The following is a 17,136-nucleotide window of genomic DNA, read 5'->3' on the forward strand; positions in this document are numbered from 1 at the left end:
GTATAAATAACAGAAGGTTTTTTATTTAAGTACATTTGAAAAAACATTCAATTGAAACGTACACTTATCATTTCTTTTATTCTTTTTTTTTCGCTCAATTGTTTTTCCCAGCAAACAGATACTTTACTCGCCAGGCTTATTACTAACCTGCGCACCTTCTATGAAATGAACCCAGATGAAAAATGCTATGCTCATCTTGACAAATCATTTTATCAACCCGGCGAAACAGTTTTTCTCAAAGCCTATCTTACACTTAACAATGGTTTTTCAACGCTCAGCAATGTTCTTTACACAGATATGAGTGATGCAGGCGGCAGGCTCTTGCACAAAGCCATGTGGAATACAGAAAACGGCATGGCGAACGCCAGCATCTTTTTACCGGATACACTCTCCACCGGTTTGTACCGCATCCGCTGCTATAGTTTATGGATGCTCAACCAACCACATACTATCAACGATCAATACATTTTTGTACAAGGCAGAAAAGATCAATCCAAATCATACATAACTACTCCCGGAGCATTACAGGCAAAATTTTTTCCGGAGGGTGGACAACTTATTCAAAATGTTGTGAACAGGGTTGCGTTTCGTGTACATGATGCGCATCAATTACAGCCTGTTGGTGCAAAAGCAGTACTCATTGATGAAGCCGGTTCAACGATTGCAGAACCGTTGGTATTTGAAAACGGAATCGGTTTGGTGGAGTTTACACCTATGGCCGGAAAAAAATACCGTCTTCAAATAACATCTGATAAAATTGCAGGGCAACAATTTTCCTTACCGCCGGCAAGTAGCATGGGAATCAATCTGAAAGCAGAAAACCTCTCACCTACTAAAGTATTTATTCAGGCTAATGCTACGGATCAGTTTATTGATCAGAACAAAACGGTTTATATGCTGGCCCAGCAAAACGGCAAAACAGTAGCCTTGCAGCAACTCAATCTTGCTGATATGCAGAATGCAACTGTTATCAACAAAAAAAATCTGCAGCAGGGCATGATGCAGGTAACTCTTTTCAGTGAGCAGTTGCAACCCTTAACCGAACGATGGATTTGGGTGCAATTACCTTCCACCGGCAGCCTGGAGTTAAATACATCTTCTCTTTCGTTTACACCCAAATCAAAAAATACATTCAGCATCAGTTTCACTGGCGTAGATACGCCGCAACTTTCAGTTTCAGTAGTGCCGGCTGATCTTCCAACTTATTCGTTTATCAATACACCGGATATCCAAACCTACCAGATGCTGCACAGTAATGAAACAGGACCACATTTTGTGTTGCCCTCTTTACAAAAAATTAAAGCAGAAGACTATTCAAAATTTATAGATGCGGTTACATTAACAATGCAGCCATCAAGATTCAACTGGCAACAAATAAAGAAAGGTACCTTAGAGCCTCTAACCTATTTTTTTGAAACAGCTATTTCGTTACGTGGCATGGTGAAGAAAGACAAAGAGCGGATGGAGTTTGATTCAAGCAAAATTGATTTGATTACAAAAGCCGCTGATTCAAGTACCATCTTTTCTGCTTCCCGTATTGATGAACGGGGTGCATTTGCGGTGAATGATCTGCACTTTTCAAAATTTGCAAGTGTTTCCGGCCTGGCAACTACCAAAGAAAAGAAACGGCGAAAAGTAGAGTTTGATTTACTACCCTCTTACATTGATACACTGCAGGGGCCGCTCTCCAAACCAAACTATCAACCGGTTTATACTGTTAACACAGCACCGAAAGCCATTAACGAAACCTTTGTGAAATATTACAGTGTGGCAGATATAGGGAAAGAACTTCAGGAAATTGTTGTAAAAGGAAAAACAAAACAGGAACGCTATATTGATTCGCTCAACAAAGCACTTAGTTCTGAAAGTTTCCGTACCTCTGAATTTACCAGGGTACCTGACACTAATTTTACCTACATCAGCTTTGCACAATTGTTTGAACAGGAGTTTTTTGGTTTTCGTTTTAACACCGGTTATGATCGTGTAGCGGGTATGGATGGTTCTGCTTCAACAGGTATGGCCAGTGCCGATGTGGTGAGTTATTATTTAAACGAAGTACCTATTGATGCTACAGAATTGAATTTTATAAACCCGGCTGATGTAGTGCTTATTAAAGTGAACAGAAATGCTAACCTGCACCTGGGAGTGATGGGACCCGGCCCAAGTGTTTTGATTTATACCAAAAATAAAAGAGGAAGCGGCCGTTTCGGTCTTTCCACCAGTTATATCACGGGTTATTCAATTCCGCTTTTGTTCAGAAGCCCGGAATACAGTAGTGCTGATACAATAAAATCAGAAGACCGCAGAACAACTTTGCTGTGGCAGCCACAGGTGCAGTTTGGTGCTGATGGAAAAGCCGTTATCAATTTCTTTAATAACAGTTATACCACCAGGTATAAAATCATTATACAGGGAATTGATAAAAAAGGGAATATCTATTTTATTGAAAAAACAGTTGAGTAATCAGGCAACCGCTCCAAAAAATAAATAAGCCAATAATATAGAAGTGATAATTCCTACCAGGTCAGCCAGCAGCATGGCTCCTACTGCATAGCGTGTATTCTTTACAGCAACAGAGCCAAAATAAACAGCAATCACATAAAACGTAGTATCACTGCTTCCCTGTAAAATACAGGCGAGTCTTCCTGCAAAAGAATCTGGGCCATGAGCAGTCATGGTATCAATCATCATTCCACGGGCACCACTGCCGCTGAGTGGTTTAATGAGTGCTGTGGGCAAGCCATCAACAAAACGTGTATCAGCACCCAGCCACATGAATAATGTTTTCATACCATCAATAATCACTTCAAACGTACCGCTGGTGCGTAATAAACTGATGGCAACAAGCATACCTACCAAATACGGAATAATGCGTACAGCTGTTTCAAATCCTCCTTTGGCTCCTTCAATAAACGCATCAAACACATTTATTTTTTTATACAAAGCGCCCAGTACAATCGCAATGAAAATAAAAAGAATCAACCCATTGCTTAACACACCGGAGAAAGATTGCAATCCTTTGGTATCAAGATTTACTAAATACAAAACCAGGGCAGCAATCACCGCAGAAATACCAAGCACCCAGCCAAGTATTACCGGTTGAAATACATTGATCTTTTGTTTAAAGGAAACAATGAACATAGCCGCCATGGTAGCAGCAAACGTAGCCACCATACAGGGCACAAAAATATCAGTGGGGTTTTGAGCTTTTAAAGCAGCACGTGCGGCAATAATGGTTACAGGAATTAATGTAAGTCCGCTGGCATGCAAACACAAAAACATCAGCTGCGAATTACTGGCAGTAGCTTTATTGGGATTCAGCTCCTGCAAACTTTCCATTGCTTTTAAACCAAATGGTGTGGCCGCATTATCCAGATTGAGCAGGTTAGCACTGAAGTTCATCATCATATGACCAAAAGCAGGATGTCCTTTAGGAACTTCAGGAAAAATGCGGGTGAAGAAAGGACTGATGATTCTTGACAGTACATTGATGCCACCGGCCTTTTCTGCAATGCTCATAAATCCCATGAAAAGCGCAAGTATTCCTATCAAGCCAATACAGATATTAATAGCATCTTTACAGGTATCAATGATGCCGTTGGCACTTTGTACTTTCAGCACCACTAACTCCTCTCCTGCTTTTTTGTAGGTGATTTTGTTTTGAGTAACCCGTGCAACAGTATCAAGCGCCCGAACAATTCCTGCATCCGCAGCGGCGAGGGGCACTTTTTTCACTTCAAGTGTGTCGCCGTTCTTACCGATGACCATGGAAGAAAAGATCTGCTTTTCGCCATTAGAGGGAAGATACTTGAACAATGCCACCAGTACAGCGACTATAATAAAGGCACTCCAGATTCTGCTTAACGCCATAATGTATTTTGAATTTGAAGAATTGAGATTTGAAAATTGAAGATTGCAGATTTTTTGCGAATTGCCAAAAGCATTTTACCGCTTTTGCCACCAACTGCTGAACACTTATCTTTGCGCCTCAAAAAATGAGTGGTTTCATTCATTCGTAAATCTGAAATCTAAAATCTTCAATCAGTCATGGGTTTAAAAGCAGGAATTGTAGGGTTACCAAACGTAGGAAAATCAACTTTATTCAATGCAGTAAGCAACAGCGCCAAAGCACAGGCCAGCAATTACCGCTTCTGTACCATTGAACCCAATGTGGGACTGGTGGATGTACCGGATGACCGTTTGGCTAAATTGTCGGAATTAGTACAACCGGAACGTATAGTGCCCACACAAATTGAAATTGTAGATATTGCCGGTTTGGTACGTGGCGCCAGTAAAGGTGAAGGGCTGGGTAATAAATTCCTGGCAAACATCCGTGAAGTGGATGCCATTATACATGTAATCCGTTGTTTTGAAGATGAAAATGTATTGCGGGAAGAAGGCGCTATTAATCCCGTGAGCGATAAAGAAATCATTGATACAGAACTGCAATTGAAAGACCTGGAGACCGTAGAAAAGAAAATTCAACGGATTGAAAAAGCTGCCCGTGCCGGTGATGCAAAAGGCAAAGCAGAGTTGGAAGCATTGCTCCAATGCAAAGCCCACCTGGAGCAAGGCAAGAGCATCCGTTCTCTGGATCTGAACAGTGCTGAGTTACCGGCCATTGCTGATTGTTTTCTGCTCACAGCAAAACCCGTGTTGTATGTAGCCAATGTAGATGAAGCAAGCATGCATACAGGCAACAAATTTTCAGAAGCGCTTAAAGCGGCTGTTAAAGATGAAGAAGCAGAAGTGATTGTGATGAATAACAGCATTGAAGCACAGATCAGCGAAATGGAAGACCCGGCAGATAAGGAGTTGTTCATGGATGAATATAAAATGACGGAGCCTGCATTAAACCGCTTGATCCGTTCTACCTATCACCTGCTCAACTTACAAACCTATTTTACTGCCGGTGTACAGGAAGTACGTGCCTGGACTTTTCATAAAGGCTGGAAGGCACCGCAATGTGCCGGTGTTATTCATACTGATTTTGAAAAAGGTTTTATTAAAGCTGAAGTAATTGGTTACGATGATTACATCACCTTTAAAAGCGAAGCAGCAGCCCGTGAAAACGGAAAACTGCGTATTGAAGGGAAAGAATATTTAGTGAAAGATGGCGATGTGATGCATTTCCGTTTCAACGTGTAATCCTGCATCAATAAGAAATGAAAAGCCATGCTTTGTGCATGGCTTTTTTATTTTATAATTTCAGGCCGTACCGGCTATCTGTTCTGCCGGCAACGGCAATTCAATTTTCAATACACTCTTACCCGGTTTGTGGTGAAAGGAAAGGGAACCTTCTTCCATTTGTACCCGCTCCTGGATAATGCCGATCCGCTCCTGTTGTTTCTGAGTAAAACCATTCACCAGTTTGCCATCATCTTCGATAGTGAGTTGAATATGATCGTTTTCACAAATAACTTCTACTTGCACCAAACGAATCTGTTGTTTTTTGAGCAACAAACGGAACCATTCTTCCATCATGCGGATAATGCTGAGAGAAACCCTTGGATTAAAACATTCATCCGCATTCGATTTTTTCAGCACTAACTGAAAAGGGAATGTAACAGCTACCCTGTTAATGAAATCATCAATCAATTCCCCCGGGGCAAAATGATGATCTGTAACGGGTGAAATGGAATATGTAAGTTCCCTTAAATCTGTAAGAATCCGGTTCATTTCATCCCGGATAACATGAATATGCATGGCAGCCGATTTTGCACCCAATGCATGAATACAATAGGCCATCCTTTGTGCCAGGTCTTCATGCAGGTTATTGGCAATGGTACGCTTATGATTTTCGTTATCAATTAAGACACGGCTGATAAGTTGCGATTTAAACGCAATACTTTCCTCAGCTTTTTTATGGATGAGTATATTTTTTTGTCTCAGTTCCAATAGCTTGGTTACCTGTTTGGAAATCAGTTCAAGTACCTTTTTCTGTTCATTGGTAAACTTTTGAGGCTCATGATCAAGCACACAAACAGTACCGAGCTTATACCCCTCCGGTGAAACAATGGGAGTACCCGCATAGAAACGAATACCATGACCTGTAACAAGTGGATTATCGGAGAAGCGGATATCATTTGCAGCATCTTCCACCACCATTACTCCATCGGTAAGTATTGCATGAGAACAAAATGAAATACTTCTTTCTGTTTCATTTACATCAATACCCTTTTTGGCTTTAAACCACTGCCTTTCTTTGTCTAAAAGAGTAATAAGAGAAATAGGAGTTTTACAGATTACAGAAGCCAGTTGAACAAGGTCATTAAATTCTTCTTCCGGCGCAGAATCCAGCAAGTCATAACTGAGTAAATCCTGCAAGCGCTGATCTTCATTCAAAGGGAATGGAGCAATAATCATAGTTTCGGATATTTTGATTTTATAATTGCCAAACGCCTCTATTCATTACTATCCGTAAATTTTCCAAAGCTGATGATCCTTTTTACACATTCGGCATCGTAAAATTATCAAGGCTTTTGCTCCTGCAATCAAATCATCCTATCACATTTTCAATTTTACAAGTAACCAGATATACTGCATCAAATCTTTTCTACCTACTGTTGGTATTAATTCAAAATAAAAAACCACCCATGAGGGTGGTTCAATATCGCTTACCAGGAAGTTATTACTTCTTAGCGTATTTCTTTTTGAACTTATCAATACGTCCTGCAGTATCTACCAATACGTTCTGACCGGTAAAGAAGGGATGGCTCGTATTAGAAATCTCTAATTTAATAAGAGGGTATTCGTTACCATCTTCCCACTTAACTGTTTCTTTTGAAGGAGCGGTAGAGCGGGTTAAAAAAGAATAACCATTACTCATGTCCTTAAACACTACAAAACGATAATTTTCGGGATGTAAACCTTTTTTCATGACTTTCGGGATTTTTCAGCACGGTTCCAACCGTACATTTTATTAAGGGTGCAAAAGTAGGGCTATTTTCGGTTCAGGCAAAATCAATTTTAGCCTTTCCGGGGCAGTTGGAACATAAAAAAAGAAGCACCGAATTCTCTCATATACTTGCTTTCGCTCCTATACTTACTAACCCAGTGCTTCCGGATTCAGTTTCCGGTCTTTTTACGTACCGTTTCTGACTCCGCCACCAAATCATTTATTTCTAAACGTTCCGGTGACTTTTGTAGAACTAATGTACGGTACCACAGATGCCTTTTCCAAATTTCCGGCCCGTTTACTTCGCACCTGTTCTGCACAATACAATGCACAAAAAAAGCCCGGTTTTTGGGCTCTTTGCACAGTTTATGAACGCATATTCTCGTATTGTAAAGGAATGCCCAGCTCCCAGCCTTTACTGGCCTGGATTACGGCTTGCAGATCATCAATTTTCTTGCCGGTAACCCGAACAATATCATCATTAATGGAGGCTTGTACTTTCAAACCACTGTCTTTAATCTGCTTTACAATCTTTTTGGCATCTTCCTGCTTTAATCCGTTCCGTACCTGCACTTCCTGTTTTACCAACTTCCCGCTTTGGTAAGGTTCTTTGCTCAGGTCAAACGCTTCGGGTGCTATCCCCTGCTTATGAGCCCGGTTAATCAACACATCAATCAACTGCCGCATCTTCATTTCATCTTCTACCTCAATATTGATTTTGAATTCTTTTTTATCCAGCTTTATTTCTACATGACTGCCTTTAAAGTCAAACCGGTTAGTGATTTCTTTGGTAGTTACATTCACTGCATTATCCAGCGCCTGTGCGTCTACTTTGCTAACAATATCAAATGAAGGCATAGAAAAAAATTGAGGTATAAAGTATAAAGTAAGAACATGCAAATGTAAATGATTGAAAATATAAAAAGACAGATGATGTTACAGGCATTAGTGCCAATGGCCTCGTATTTGCGGCGCTCCGTTCATGGTTCCGTTTCCATAGCATCTGTAGTTTCAATGCTCAACCTGCTTCATAAAATGCAGCCGCAAAAAATTTTATGTGCTTAAGGGTCTCTCTTTAGGGGCGGAGGAGTAAAAAGAAACCCCCGTAAAAACGGGGGTCGGTCTATCAACATGAGAAATATAGAGAGAAACTTAATTAATTGTCGCCGCCTTTCACACGGTTTTGCTCATCGCCTGCTCCACCGGTTTTACGCTTACCGTTACCATTTACTTTTCCTTTGCTGAGGCGATACGTAAAGTTGAGGCCCACAGTACGGGAATCATTGATGTTCTGGAACGCTGCATCAATATCACCATAACGAATGCTTCCTTTAGGTTGTTGTGTCCAGAACATATCTCTTACACTTAAACGTAAGGTTCCTTTGGTCTTGAGCATCGGTACACTTACACCCCAGTTGAAAGCACCCAACGGTTGAATATTGAATACACCTTCAAAACCGGGAGTTCTGTAAAAGCCATTCACCTCTACTGAAATGCCTTTCTTGAAGCGGTAGTTAGCAGATGCGCTGAATACGGCTGTAGTAGCGCCTAATTTTACATTGGTATTATTTACTAAACCTTTAAACTGGTTGTTATAAACGTTTACATAAATGTTACCACCAAAACTTTTGATTTGTTTAAAAGCACTAACTGCTACACCATATTGACGCTGGCTGGCAATATTGGCCTGCTTTACAAATGTTTCCTGCTGATCTGTATTCTGTTCCAATACCTGCTGAATAATATTGTTAGTATTAGTATAGTTCAAAGTGGTAGTTAAAAATCCTTTGAATGTATGACTCAACTCTACGTTATGACTGAACTGAGGACGCAGGTTGGGATTGCCTTGCTCAAATGTGTAACGATCCAGGAACTCAACAAAAGGATTTAAACTTTCATAATCAGGACGGCGGATACGACGGCCATAATTAATAACCCAGCTATGTTTTTCGCTGGCTGCATACTGCAGGTAAACAGTGGGGAATAATTGAGTGTAATTGAGACGGAAGGTTGTATCAAAATTTACCCATGCATTATTCCTGAATACTTTACCGATGGAATTACCATGTGCTGTTGTATTCTCCACACGCAAGCCGAGTTGTGCACTCAATTTCTTAGATATCGGGCGGCTGTAGCTTGCATACGCAGCATTGATTTGCTCATCATAAATAAAATGATTGCTGCGTCCGAAATCACGGCTGAGTACATTGTTATTCAAACTGTCATACACCGCATTGGCATCTGATTTTACATAAGCTACTTTAACACCTGCTTCCAGCTTGGCACCTTTTTTCAAAGGATGTACATAATCAGCCTTGGCAGAATAAATGTTAATTAACTGCGGCAGGTTACCATACAAGGTATCTGCTTTACGTGTAGGCACACCTGAAGGACTGAAATAATAGTTACTCAGGTTTTGTGTGTTAGAAGCATTGTAATGGATATAATCAATATCAGCTGTTAATTCCTTTCCGGTACTGTCAAACACATGACGGAAGTTTCCATTGGCGCTGAAGTTTTGCCAAAGACTACGGCTCAATGAATTGGCAAATGTTTTTGCCTGTGGTGTATTACCGGCATCAGCAATAGAAATATCACTTGTATTACCAAACTTACCCGGATTGTAAAAACCGTTTACAACTGCGCCGAAAGTGGTTTTCTTGGATGCATAAAGATCAGCACCCAGTTTCAAACTGTTACCTGAATTCCAGTTACGCATTTGAGATGTTTGATTGAAATGAAAACGCACATCTTTCGTATTAGGTTCGAGGAATTTCCGCTGAATAGAAAGCGTTTGTTTACGGTTGTTTTCATTACGGCTGAGTGTACCAAACAGGTTCAGTTTGTTCTTGCGGTAGTTGAACGTAATGTTCTGGTTATTGCGTGCATAAATACCTTGTGTATAGCCCGCCTGTGCTGTAATGTTATAGCCCAGTTGTTTTGATTTTTTTGTTTTGATATTAATGATACCACTGTTACCGGCTGCATCGTATTTAGCAGGCGGGTTGGTCATAATTTCAATCTGATCCAGTTGGGCACCACTTACATTGCGGAGATAGTTTACTAAATCAGCGCCTGATAAATAAGCAGGTTTACCATCAATAAATACCTGTACACCTGCTTTTCCTTTTAAGCTGATGTTACCATCTTTATCAACAGTAATACCCGGAGATTTTTCCAGCACTTCCAATGCATTGGCGCCGGCATTGCTGGGGCTTGCGTCTACATTCACTACCATTCTGTCGGGCTTTTGTTCAAACAGGGGCTTACGACCTGTTACTGTTACTTCTTTCAAGCCCTTTACTTCAGGACTGAGGCTAACCGCAGGCACAACAACATCAGTACTGGTATATTCAAATACCTCACTAAAAGCCTTCTTATGACCGGTAGCTGTAACCCCGATCAAGTATTGGCCTGGTTTAACTGATTCAAAGCTGTATTCACCGTTTGCGTTGGTAAAAGCGGCTTTTACCAGTACGGTGTCTTTTGCACGGTAAAGTGAAACGGTTGCGCCGGCATGAGGTTGCTGATTGGCGTCTTTAACAATACCACTGATGGTGGCGGTTTTTTCTGCAAAACTGCTGAACGATACGAAAAATAGCAAAGCAGCCAGAAAAGTTGCGAACTTTTTCATGATGATAAGGTTTGATGATGAGGTTTAATAGTTAATGAATACCTTTTTATATTACTTGTCAAAAGTAGGTTCTATGTTTTGCATAGTACATTGTTTTGTGATGTATGGTAATTATGATACATGTTTGGTTAATTTCCTGCAATGTGAGACGATGCTTCAACAATTATGTTACAGTTGAAAACAGTTCCATTGATAAATGGAAAAAAAGCGCAGACGGATGGAAAAAGCGGCTTATGCTGTGGCGGCAGCCCTTTTCTTACAAAAGAAATAGAGCACAATGCCGGCCACAATCAATCCTAGGGAAATCAGTTCAGCCTGGGTTGGCTGAAAAGGCAGATCATGATATTTTGTATTCACCCTTATTTTTTCTACAAAGAAGCGTTCAGCACCATTGAGTACGAGATAGAGACTGCACAAAGCCCCGGCAACTTTGATCCGCTTCCTCGCCAGTAGAAGTACTCCAAATAAAATCAAACAAATAACCGTTTCATAAAATGGCGTGGGAAAAACAGGAACGGGCAGGTAACTGCAATGCTCCTCTCCTTCACAACCGGCAAGTCTGGCGCCCATGCTGTTTACGTTATGAGGATAGGTATAAGCCACCATCCACACCGGTAAAAAAGAAGGAGCTTTAAACGACTTATGAGGAATTTCAGCTAATGTGCTTCCTTTAAACTCCTGCTGCAGGTAATAGGTTTGATTTTTTTGTAATGCAGTTTGCAGGTCACCGGGAACAGCAAGTGTTACAGCACCGGTTGAATCAGCTTTGTAAGCACTGTTTAAAATGCCCCAATCACCATCGCCTGCCACCTGGCAACCAATACGTCCAACTGCATAGGCGATCATCAAGGCAGGACCAAAACAATCGGCCAGGTGCCTGATGGAAATTCCTTTTCGCTTGGCAAAAACAATTATGGCAATACCGGCACAAATCAATCCACCATAAAAAGTAAGTCCGCTGAAGGAAATTAATGAGCCGATAGGATCTGCAACAAATTCATCCCAGTTTTCGAGGTTATGAAAAATCTTGGCGCCGCCAAAACCAAAGAGGGCTGCCAGCACCGTCATATCTCCTACCCGCTCGTGCGGCCAAACTCTAACAATTCTTTCTTCGGGCTTAGCTGCTTTGTCTTTATTTTTTTCATACCATTTCAATCCTGCAAACAACAAGGCCAGTAAAATACCGGCACCCCAATTACCTTCTGCAGAAAATATATATGACTGTGGATCTACCGTAGAATCTCCCGCCTGTAAAAAAGCACCTAAAATCTTATACCCCATCAAAAAGCCAAGTAAACCATTCAGCAATAATTCACTAACAGTTGCCGGCTGCCCAAACATCCGCTTCTCTTCTTTGGGATGCAGGAATCCTTTCTTTTCTTTTAACTGTAATCCTTTTGTAAGTACTACAGCAGCAGCAATAAATGCAAGGGCCACAAAAAAACCAAACGAGTTCAAATAACGTGTCCATGCGGGCGCTGCACCAAATACATCTACAAAAAAAGAATACAGGTTGGGATACATGCAAAAGATTTAAGTTGCAATGATACTTTAAATAATTATTGCTTGTGTTGGCATTTTCACAAATAAAAAATCCTCCCGCCGGGGAGGATTTCTACAATTTGTTGAAAGAATCAGTTGCAATATTGCTCAAACGCACCAATCAGGTTCTGCGCAATCATTTGTGCCGGACGACCTTCAATATTATGACGTTCGATAAAATGTACCAACTCACCATCTTTAAACAGCGCAATAGCGGGTGAACTGGGTGGGTAAGGCATTAAATGTTCACGGATTTTTTTTACAGCATCTGTATCAAAACCTGCAAAACTGGTAAGCAGGTGATCCGGACGCTTGGTGCTGTTATTCACGGCCATCAATACACCGGGTCTTGCACTGCCGGCTGCACAACCGCAAACTGAATTAATAAAGACCAAACTGGTTCCTTTTTGCGTAAGTGCTGCATCAACTGAGTCTGAAGTTAAAAGCTCTTCAAAACCTCCTTCCGTCATTTCTGCCTTCATGGGCATTACTATTTCTGAGGGATACATAGTTATTTGATTTTTTGTTTTGAACTGCAAAGTTAGTCCAATTCAGTTCTGAATATTCAAATGCGGAAATTTTGTCGCAAGCCGTGCATAAAATCTGACTTTATTTCAGAACAGATAGATCATTCAGGAACTCTTGTCGCTAAAAAATGGATGGAACGGGATTTGAGAAATTGCTTTCAAACAAAATTTTTAAAGCTATGACCATGATAAAAGTAAATCACCCCGTTCAGCGCAACCTGAATTCATTCATTGATGAGTTCTTTAATGAGTTGCCCACATTCGGCAGAAACATCAACAACCTGTTTACTCCTGCTGTAAACATTGTTGAAAACAATGAAGCCTATCACATGGAGCTGATGGCACCCGGACGTAACAAAGAAGATTTTTCAATTGCGGTTGATAAGAATCTTCTCACCATCAGCTATGAAAAGAAAGAAGAAGTGAAGAAGGAAGATGTAAAAACTGTTCGCAGGGAGTTCAGCTTCCAGAGTTTTAAACGCAGCTTCAACCTCGATGAAAAAATTAATGCTGATGGTATCCAGGCCCGTTATGAAAACGGAATACTCAAAGTGTTTCTTCCTAAAAAAGCAGAAGTGACACAGCCTGTTAAAAGTATTACGATTGAATAAGATTTAAACTCGCTTGTTTATAGCAGTTGGTTTTGGTTTATCCCCCGTTGTTTTTACAACGGGGTTCTTTTTATAACAATTCTGATGCATAATGCTCACAGCCGTTTCTTTCATTTGAAGTATTTTCGCAGCATCAACATGAAACAGATACTCCTTCTTACTGCAGGTTTATTTTTTGCATTCAGTATATCAGCCCAGGAAAAAACAGATTCTGTTGTGGTGCCGGATGCTGATACGATTCTTCGTATCCGCAACCTCAACCCTTATTTTACTCTACATGTAGACAGTTCACTCAACTATAAACTGGAAATCAATAAAGAAGAAAGTAAGTATTACTGGTACTTAAAAAACTCACCATTAGGTTTACGCATTAATAAAGACAACGGTTTACTCACTTTCAAAGCAGATAAAGCCTATTTCCTTTCCGGCAAACTCAAATATGATACTGAATACAAAGTGATGCTGGGTGTTCAGAATCTGTTTAACCCGGCAGACAGGGCTGATACTGCTTTTACGATTTTATTCTTCAATACAGAAGTGGTTACTTCAAAAGCAAGACCCTCTGTTTCAGGAATCGTTACGGTGGATGAAGGTGATACGCTTCGTTTTACCATTGGATGCGAAAACGGAAACTTTCCTGTAGAGTTCATTAATTTTGAAAGCAGTTTGCCTTTAAAAACAGAATCATCCATTACAAAATGTGCTGATGAATTTAGATGGGGTATTCCTTATGACTTTGTAAAAGATAATGACACATTAAAAACAAAATCGGTACGGTTGTTATTTATTGCAACAGATAAATTCAGAAACAGGGATACAGCAATTGTGCGGGTGAATGTGCGTGATGCATTGAATTATCCGCAAAAGAAAATGGAATATGAAAAAACAGTTTCTGATTACAACCGTTACATTCAGCAACTCAAATTCACATTCCGATCGTTAGATAAAAAAATAAAGAAAGTAAGAGGCTCCCGTATTGCATTTGACATGACTTCTTCTTCCACAGCTCTTGCCGGAACAATTATGAGCACTTCTGCCAATGAAAGTCAGAAAAATGTGGGAAGGGTATTACCTGCTGTTGGAGTTACATTGGTACCGGTTAAAGAAGCGGTAGCGCCGAATAAAGTAAATGAACAGAACATGGTATCACAGGTGCGCAGCAGCATCCGGCGCCTCGAATTTGTGCTTTCTGAAAACAGTTTGATTGGTGAAAAAGATATGGAAATTGTACAAAAAACAGCCAGACTCAAAGCTGAGTTAAAACAAAGTCAGCTACAGTTAATTGATGTACCGCTGGAAGGAGTTGATATTCTTGATCCCCTGCAAGCCAATCAATACTTCAATGACCCCAAAGTAAATAAGAAGTATAACCGGAGAAAAAAGTAAAGCCGTTATTTACAACTGTCTTTTCTTCTTGTATCAATGATGTACTGAATTTTCCAAACACCATTCAACCGAACCAGTTGGAATGAATTAACACCGCAATGGCTGAAATTGCCTTTATAATAAAATTCATAAGGCGTCCACACACTTGCCATTGGGCCGTCTATATGAATAGCTCCGAAAGTAATCCGTTCATCAGCATCACCTTTTGCCAGTTTGCTGATACTGGATCCAAAACCTGAAATCTGTTCTGTACGCACCATTGTTTGTCCTTCTTTATTACGGCCAATGGTTTGCAAAACGGCAGTTGGCGAAAAAACATTCATCAAACCTGCACTGTCAGCATTCCGCATAGCTGTAAACATATCATTCACAGCTGCTTTTACGGAATCTTCGGTGCTTTGTGCGGCAGCAAATTGTGCCATAAGGATTGTTAAAGAAAGCGTAAGAAAATATTTCATACCCGTTGTTTTATGTTTTTGGCCGATGGTTTGAATTACAAGTATAAAACTTACCAACTATGGCTACAACTAAACTTTACAAGTGGTTATTAACGGTGATGATGATAATTGCCACATTTGCCTCTTATGCACAACCCTCTGCACGGGATATACTAAATGAAGTTCTGATAAAACAACGCAGACAAGAACCCGTTGTGGAAAGAGATGGCACCACGAGGTACCCGGATGGAACCATTGTGTATCCTGATGGTACGGTGCGTTACCCCAACGGCAGAATAGAACGCAATGATCGTTATCCTGATTATGACCGGAGAGATGAACGTCATCAATGCTGCAATGGTTGTGGAATGCCTCCCGGCCAGGCTAAGAAAAGATATGGTGGTAATGCAAGAGATTACGCCAAAGGAAGAAAATACTGTAAGAAAGATCACGACGATGATGATGACTGGGATGATGACAGACGTGTAAGAAGATATCCTCAGCAATACCCACAGTATCCTCAAAACCCACGCAATGGTCAGAAATATCCTTCAGGAAAAAACCGGCAGTTATAAAATCCAGTGAAGAACATAAAAAACCCCGACGAAATGGTCGGGGTTTCTGTTTTAATAACCAAGTATCTTCAACATACTTTGTGCCGTCTGTTCTTTCGCATAAACCCAATCCACCAGTTTACCATTCTTATCATGTCCCACAATAATATGTTTGGGCGATGGAATCATACAGTGCTTGATACCTCCGTATCCGCTGATCTGATCCTGGTAAGCACCGGTGTGAAAAAAGCCGACATACAAAGGCTCTGTGGTATTACCATTTAACTTAGGAAGAAACACTTCATTGATATGTTCCTCTGAATCGTAATAATCATGACTGTCACAGGTAATACCGCCTAATACTACACGCTGGTATTCATTATCCCACTTATTAATGGGCAGCATCAGGAATTTTTCACCAATACCCCAGGTATCAGGCAAGGTTGTGATGAAGGAGGAATCAATCATGTACCAGTTTTCACGATCGTTTTGTTCCTTCTGCCCCAGCACACTGTAAATATGTGCCATACTCTCTCCTACTGTAAAGCTTCCGAACTCTGTATAAATATTCGGCATGGGCACACCTGCTTTCTTACATTGCTTTTTGATAGTACCTACAATTTCATTAATCATGAATTGATAATCATACTCAAAACCCAATGAATGCTTGATAGGGAAACCACCGCCAATATTGATTGAATCCAGTTCCGGACAGATTTTACGCAACTGGCAATAAAGGTTTACAATCTTGTTTAATTCACTCCAGTAATAAATATCATCTTTAATACCCTTGTTCAGAAAGATGTGAAGCATCTTGAGCTGAAAGCGATCCTCGTTGCCTTCAATCTTATCTACATAAAACTCGAGAATATCCCTGGCACGGATACCTAATCTGGATGTATAAAAAGGAAAAGTAGGTTCTTCTTCTGCCGCTACACGGATGCCCACCTTAAACGGAACCTTTACCGTTTTCTTGAGTTGCTGTAACTCCTCTTTGTTATCCAGTACCGGCATTACATTTTTAAAACCGGTGTTGAGCAGTTTGGCAATGCGTTGGATATATCCTTTCTGTTTATAACCGTTACAGATGATCTGGATATCCTTCGTGATTTTTTTCTTTTGGTACAGCTTATTGATGATTTCAATATCATAAGCAAAAGAAGTTTCCAGGTGAATATCGTGCTTCAGTGCTTCTTCCACTACAAAAGAGAAGTGACTGCTCTTGGTACAGTAACAATAAAAGTACTTGCCTTCATAACGATGCTTTTTCATGGCCGCATCAAACATCTTCTTCGCCTTTTTGATCTGCATCCCGATCTTGGGTAAATACGTAAGCTTCATAGGCGTTCCGTACTTATCAATCAAAGCTTTCAGATCCACACCGTTAAACTGGAGATAACCTTCTTTGGTATCAAAACCTTCCTGTGGAAAATTGAATGTTTGCTGCACCAGGTCGGTGTACGTATTGTTGCTCATCTGGTAGGGAGCATTGTCTCTTGCCAATGTAGAAAAAGTTTAGGGTGCAAACTTATTGGAAAAAATGAAAT

At 40.5% G+C, this 17,136-nt stretch carries 14 protein-coding genes; 5 read left to right on the forward strand and 9 right to left on the reverse strand.

From position 1 onward, the window contains the following. Positions 1-51: 51 nt before the first annotated feature. Positions 52-2,463: a hypothetical protein gene (locus tag PDL71_RS12735; RefSeq protein WP_407521597.1), complete on the forward strand. Its 2,412-nt coding sequence runs from the start codon at positions 52-54 to the stop codon at positions 2,461-2,463. Here the strand turns inward: PDL71_RS12735 and PDL71_RS12740 are convergent, their stop codons facing one another. After that, on the reverse strand, positions 2,464-3,870 hold the full coding sequence (locus tag PDL71_RS12740) for a nucleoside recognition domain-containing protein (protein WP_407521599.1): 1,407 nt from the start codon (positions 3,868-3,870) through the stop codon (positions 2,464-2,466). A gap of 177 nt (positions 3,871-4,047) precedes the next feature. Between PDL71_RS12740 and ychF the strand changes: the two genes are divergently transcribed. Further along, a complete protein-coding gene (ychF, locus tag PDL71_RS12745) occupies positions 4,048-5,148 on the forward strand; it encodes a redox-regulated ATPase YchF (protein ID WP_407521602.1) in 1,101 nt (366 codons plus the stop codon). 60 nt (positions 5,149-5,208) lie between these two features. Here ychF and PDL71_RS12750 read toward each other — a convergent pair whose 3' ends face one another. The 6 genes from PDL71_RS12750 to PDL71_RS12775 form a co-directional block, all read right to left on the reverse strand. Then, the gene (locus PDL71_RS12750) at positions 5,209-6,366 is read right to left on the reverse strand and encodes a GAF domain-containing protein (protein ID WP_407521605.1); all 1,158 of its coding nucleotides are present in this window, start codon (positions 6,364-6,366) and stop codon (positions 5,209-5,211) included. A 265-nt stretch (positions 6,367-6,631) separates the two neighbouring features. After that, positions 6,632-6,880, reverse strand: a complete 249-nt coding sequence (locus PDL71_RS12755; RefSeq protein ID WP_407521608.1) for a type B 50S ribosomal protein L31 — start codon at positions 6,878-6,880, stop codon at positions 6,632-6,634. A gap of 384 nt (positions 6,881-7,264) precedes the next feature. Next, positions 7,265-7,756, reverse strand: a complete 492-nt coding sequence (locus tag PDL71_RS12760) for a YajQ family cyclic di-GMP-binding protein (protein WP_407521611.1) — start codon at positions 7,754-7,756, stop codon at positions 7,265-7,267. 298 nt (positions 7,757-8,054) lie between these two features. After that, positions 8,055-10,532: a TonB-dependent receptor domain-containing protein gene (locus tag PDL71_RS12765; RefSeq protein WP_407521613.1), complete on the reverse strand. Its 2,478-nt coding sequence runs from the start codon at positions 10,530-10,532 to the stop codon at positions 8,055-8,057. A 231-nt stretch (positions 10,533-10,763) separates the two neighbouring features. Further along, the gene (locus PDL71_RS12770) at positions 10,764-12,056 is read right to left on the reverse strand and encodes a prolipoprotein diacylglyceryl transferase (RefSeq protein ID WP_407521616.1); all 1,293 of its coding nucleotides are present in this window, start codon (positions 12,054-12,056) and stop codon (positions 10,764-10,766) included. Between the two features lie 110 nt (positions 12,057-12,166). After that, a complete protein-coding gene (locus PDL71_RS12775) occupies positions 12,167-12,583 on the reverse strand; it encodes a BrxA/BrxB family bacilliredoxin (protein ID WP_407521618.1) in 417 nt (138 codons plus the stop codon). 197 nt (positions 12,584-12,780) lie between these two features. Between PDL71_RS12775 and PDL71_RS12780 the strand changes: the two genes are divergently transcribed. Both PDL71_RS12780 and PDL71_RS12785 read left to right on the forward strand, forming a co-directional pair. Further along, entirely contained in the window at positions 12,781-13,212 is a 432-nt protein-coding gene (locus PDL71_RS12780; RefSeq protein ID WP_407521620.1) for an Hsp20/alpha crystallin family protein, read from the forward strand. Between the two features lie 138 nt (positions 13,213-13,350). Further along, positions 13,351-14,598, forward strand: a complete 1,248-nt coding sequence (locus PDL71_RS12785; protein WP_407521622.1) for a hypothetical protein — start codon at positions 13,351-13,353, stop codon at positions 14,596-14,598. Positions 14,599-14,603: 5 nt separating this feature from the next. Here PDL71_RS12785 and PDL71_RS12790 read toward each other — a convergent pair whose 3' ends face one another. After that, positions 14,604-15,056 (reverse strand): hypothetical protein, encoded by a 453-nt coding sequence (locus PDL71_RS12790; RefSeq protein ID WP_407521625.1) that lies wholly within the window; start codon positions 15,054-15,056, stop codon positions 14,604-14,606. Between the two features lie 59 nt (positions 15,057-15,115). Here PDL71_RS12790 and PDL71_RS12795 point away from each other — a divergent pair, with 59 nt between their 5' ends. Further along, the gene (locus PDL71_RS12795) at positions 15,116-15,610 is read left to right on the forward strand and encodes a T-complex 10 C-terminal domain-containing protein (protein ID WP_407521627.1); all 495 of its coding nucleotides are present in this window, start codon (positions 15,116-15,118) and stop codon (positions 15,608-15,610) included. A gap of 51 nt (positions 15,611-15,661) precedes the next feature. On the opposite strand, the gene PDL71_RS12800 is transcribed toward PDL71_RS12795, so the two are convergent. Beyond that, entirely contained in the window at positions 15,662-17,065 is a 1,404-nt protein-coding gene (locus PDL71_RS12800; RefSeq protein ID WP_407528409.1) for an arginine decarboxylase, read from the reverse strand. Between the last annotated feature and the right edge of the window lie 71 nt (positions 17,066-17,136).

The organism is Lacibacter sp. MH-610, assembly GCF_045780045.1.
Taxonomy (GTDB): domain Bacteria; phylum Bacteroidota; class Bacteroidia; order Chitinophagales; family Chitinophagaceae; genus Lacibacter.

Coding starts and splice junctions, on each gene's coding strand:
- PDL71_RS12775 (WP_407521618.1), bottom strand. CDS start 12,583: ATGTATCCCTCAGAAATAGTAATGCCCATGAAGGCAGAAATGACGGAA.
- PDL71_RS12795 (WP_407521627.1), top strand. CDS start 15,116: ATGGCTACAACTAAACTTTACAAGTGGTTATTAACGGTGATGATGATA.
- PDL71_RS12740 (WP_407521599.1), bottom strand. CDS start 3,870: ATGGCGTTAAGCAGAATCTGGAGTGCCTTTATTATAGTCGCTGTACTG.
- PDL71_RS12790 (WP_407521625.1), bottom strand. CDS start 15,056: ATGAAATATTTTCTTACGCTTTCTTTAACAATCCTTATGGCACAATTT.
- PDL71_RS12760 (WP_407521611.1), bottom strand. CDS start 7,756: ATGCCTTCATTTGATATTGTTAGCAAAGTAGACGCACAGGCGCTGGAT.
- PDL71_RS12780 (WP_407521620.1), top strand. CDS start 12,781: ATGACCATGATAAAAGTAAATCACCCCGTTCAGCGCAACCTGAATTCA.
- PDL71_RS12800 (WP_407528409.1), bottom strand. CDS start 17,065: ATGAGCAACAATACGTACACCGACCTGGTGCAGCAAACATTCAATTTT.
- PDL71_RS12765 (WP_407521613.1), bottom strand. CDS start 10,532: ATGAAAAAGTTCGCAACTTTTCTGGCTGCTTTGCTATTTTTCGTATCG.
- PDL71_RS12770 (WP_407521616.1), bottom strand. CDS start 12,056: ATGTATCCCAACCTGTATTCTTTTTTTGTAGATGTATTTGGTGCAGCG.
- PDL71_RS12785 (WP_407521622.1), top strand. CDS start 13,351: ATGAAACAGATACTCCTTCTTACTGCAGGTTTATTTTTTGCATTCAGT.
- PDL71_RS12750 (WP_407521605.1), bottom strand. CDS start 6,366: ATGATTATTGCTCCATTCCCTTTGAATGAAGATCAGCGCTTGCAGGAT.
- ychF (WP_407521602.1), top strand. CDS start 4,048: ATGGGTTTAAAAGCAGGAATTGTAGGGTTACCAAACGTAGGAAAATCA.
- PDL71_RS12755 (WP_407521608.1), bottom strand. CDS start 6,880: ATGAAAAAAGGTTTACATCCCGAAAATTATCGTTTTGTAGTGTTTAAG.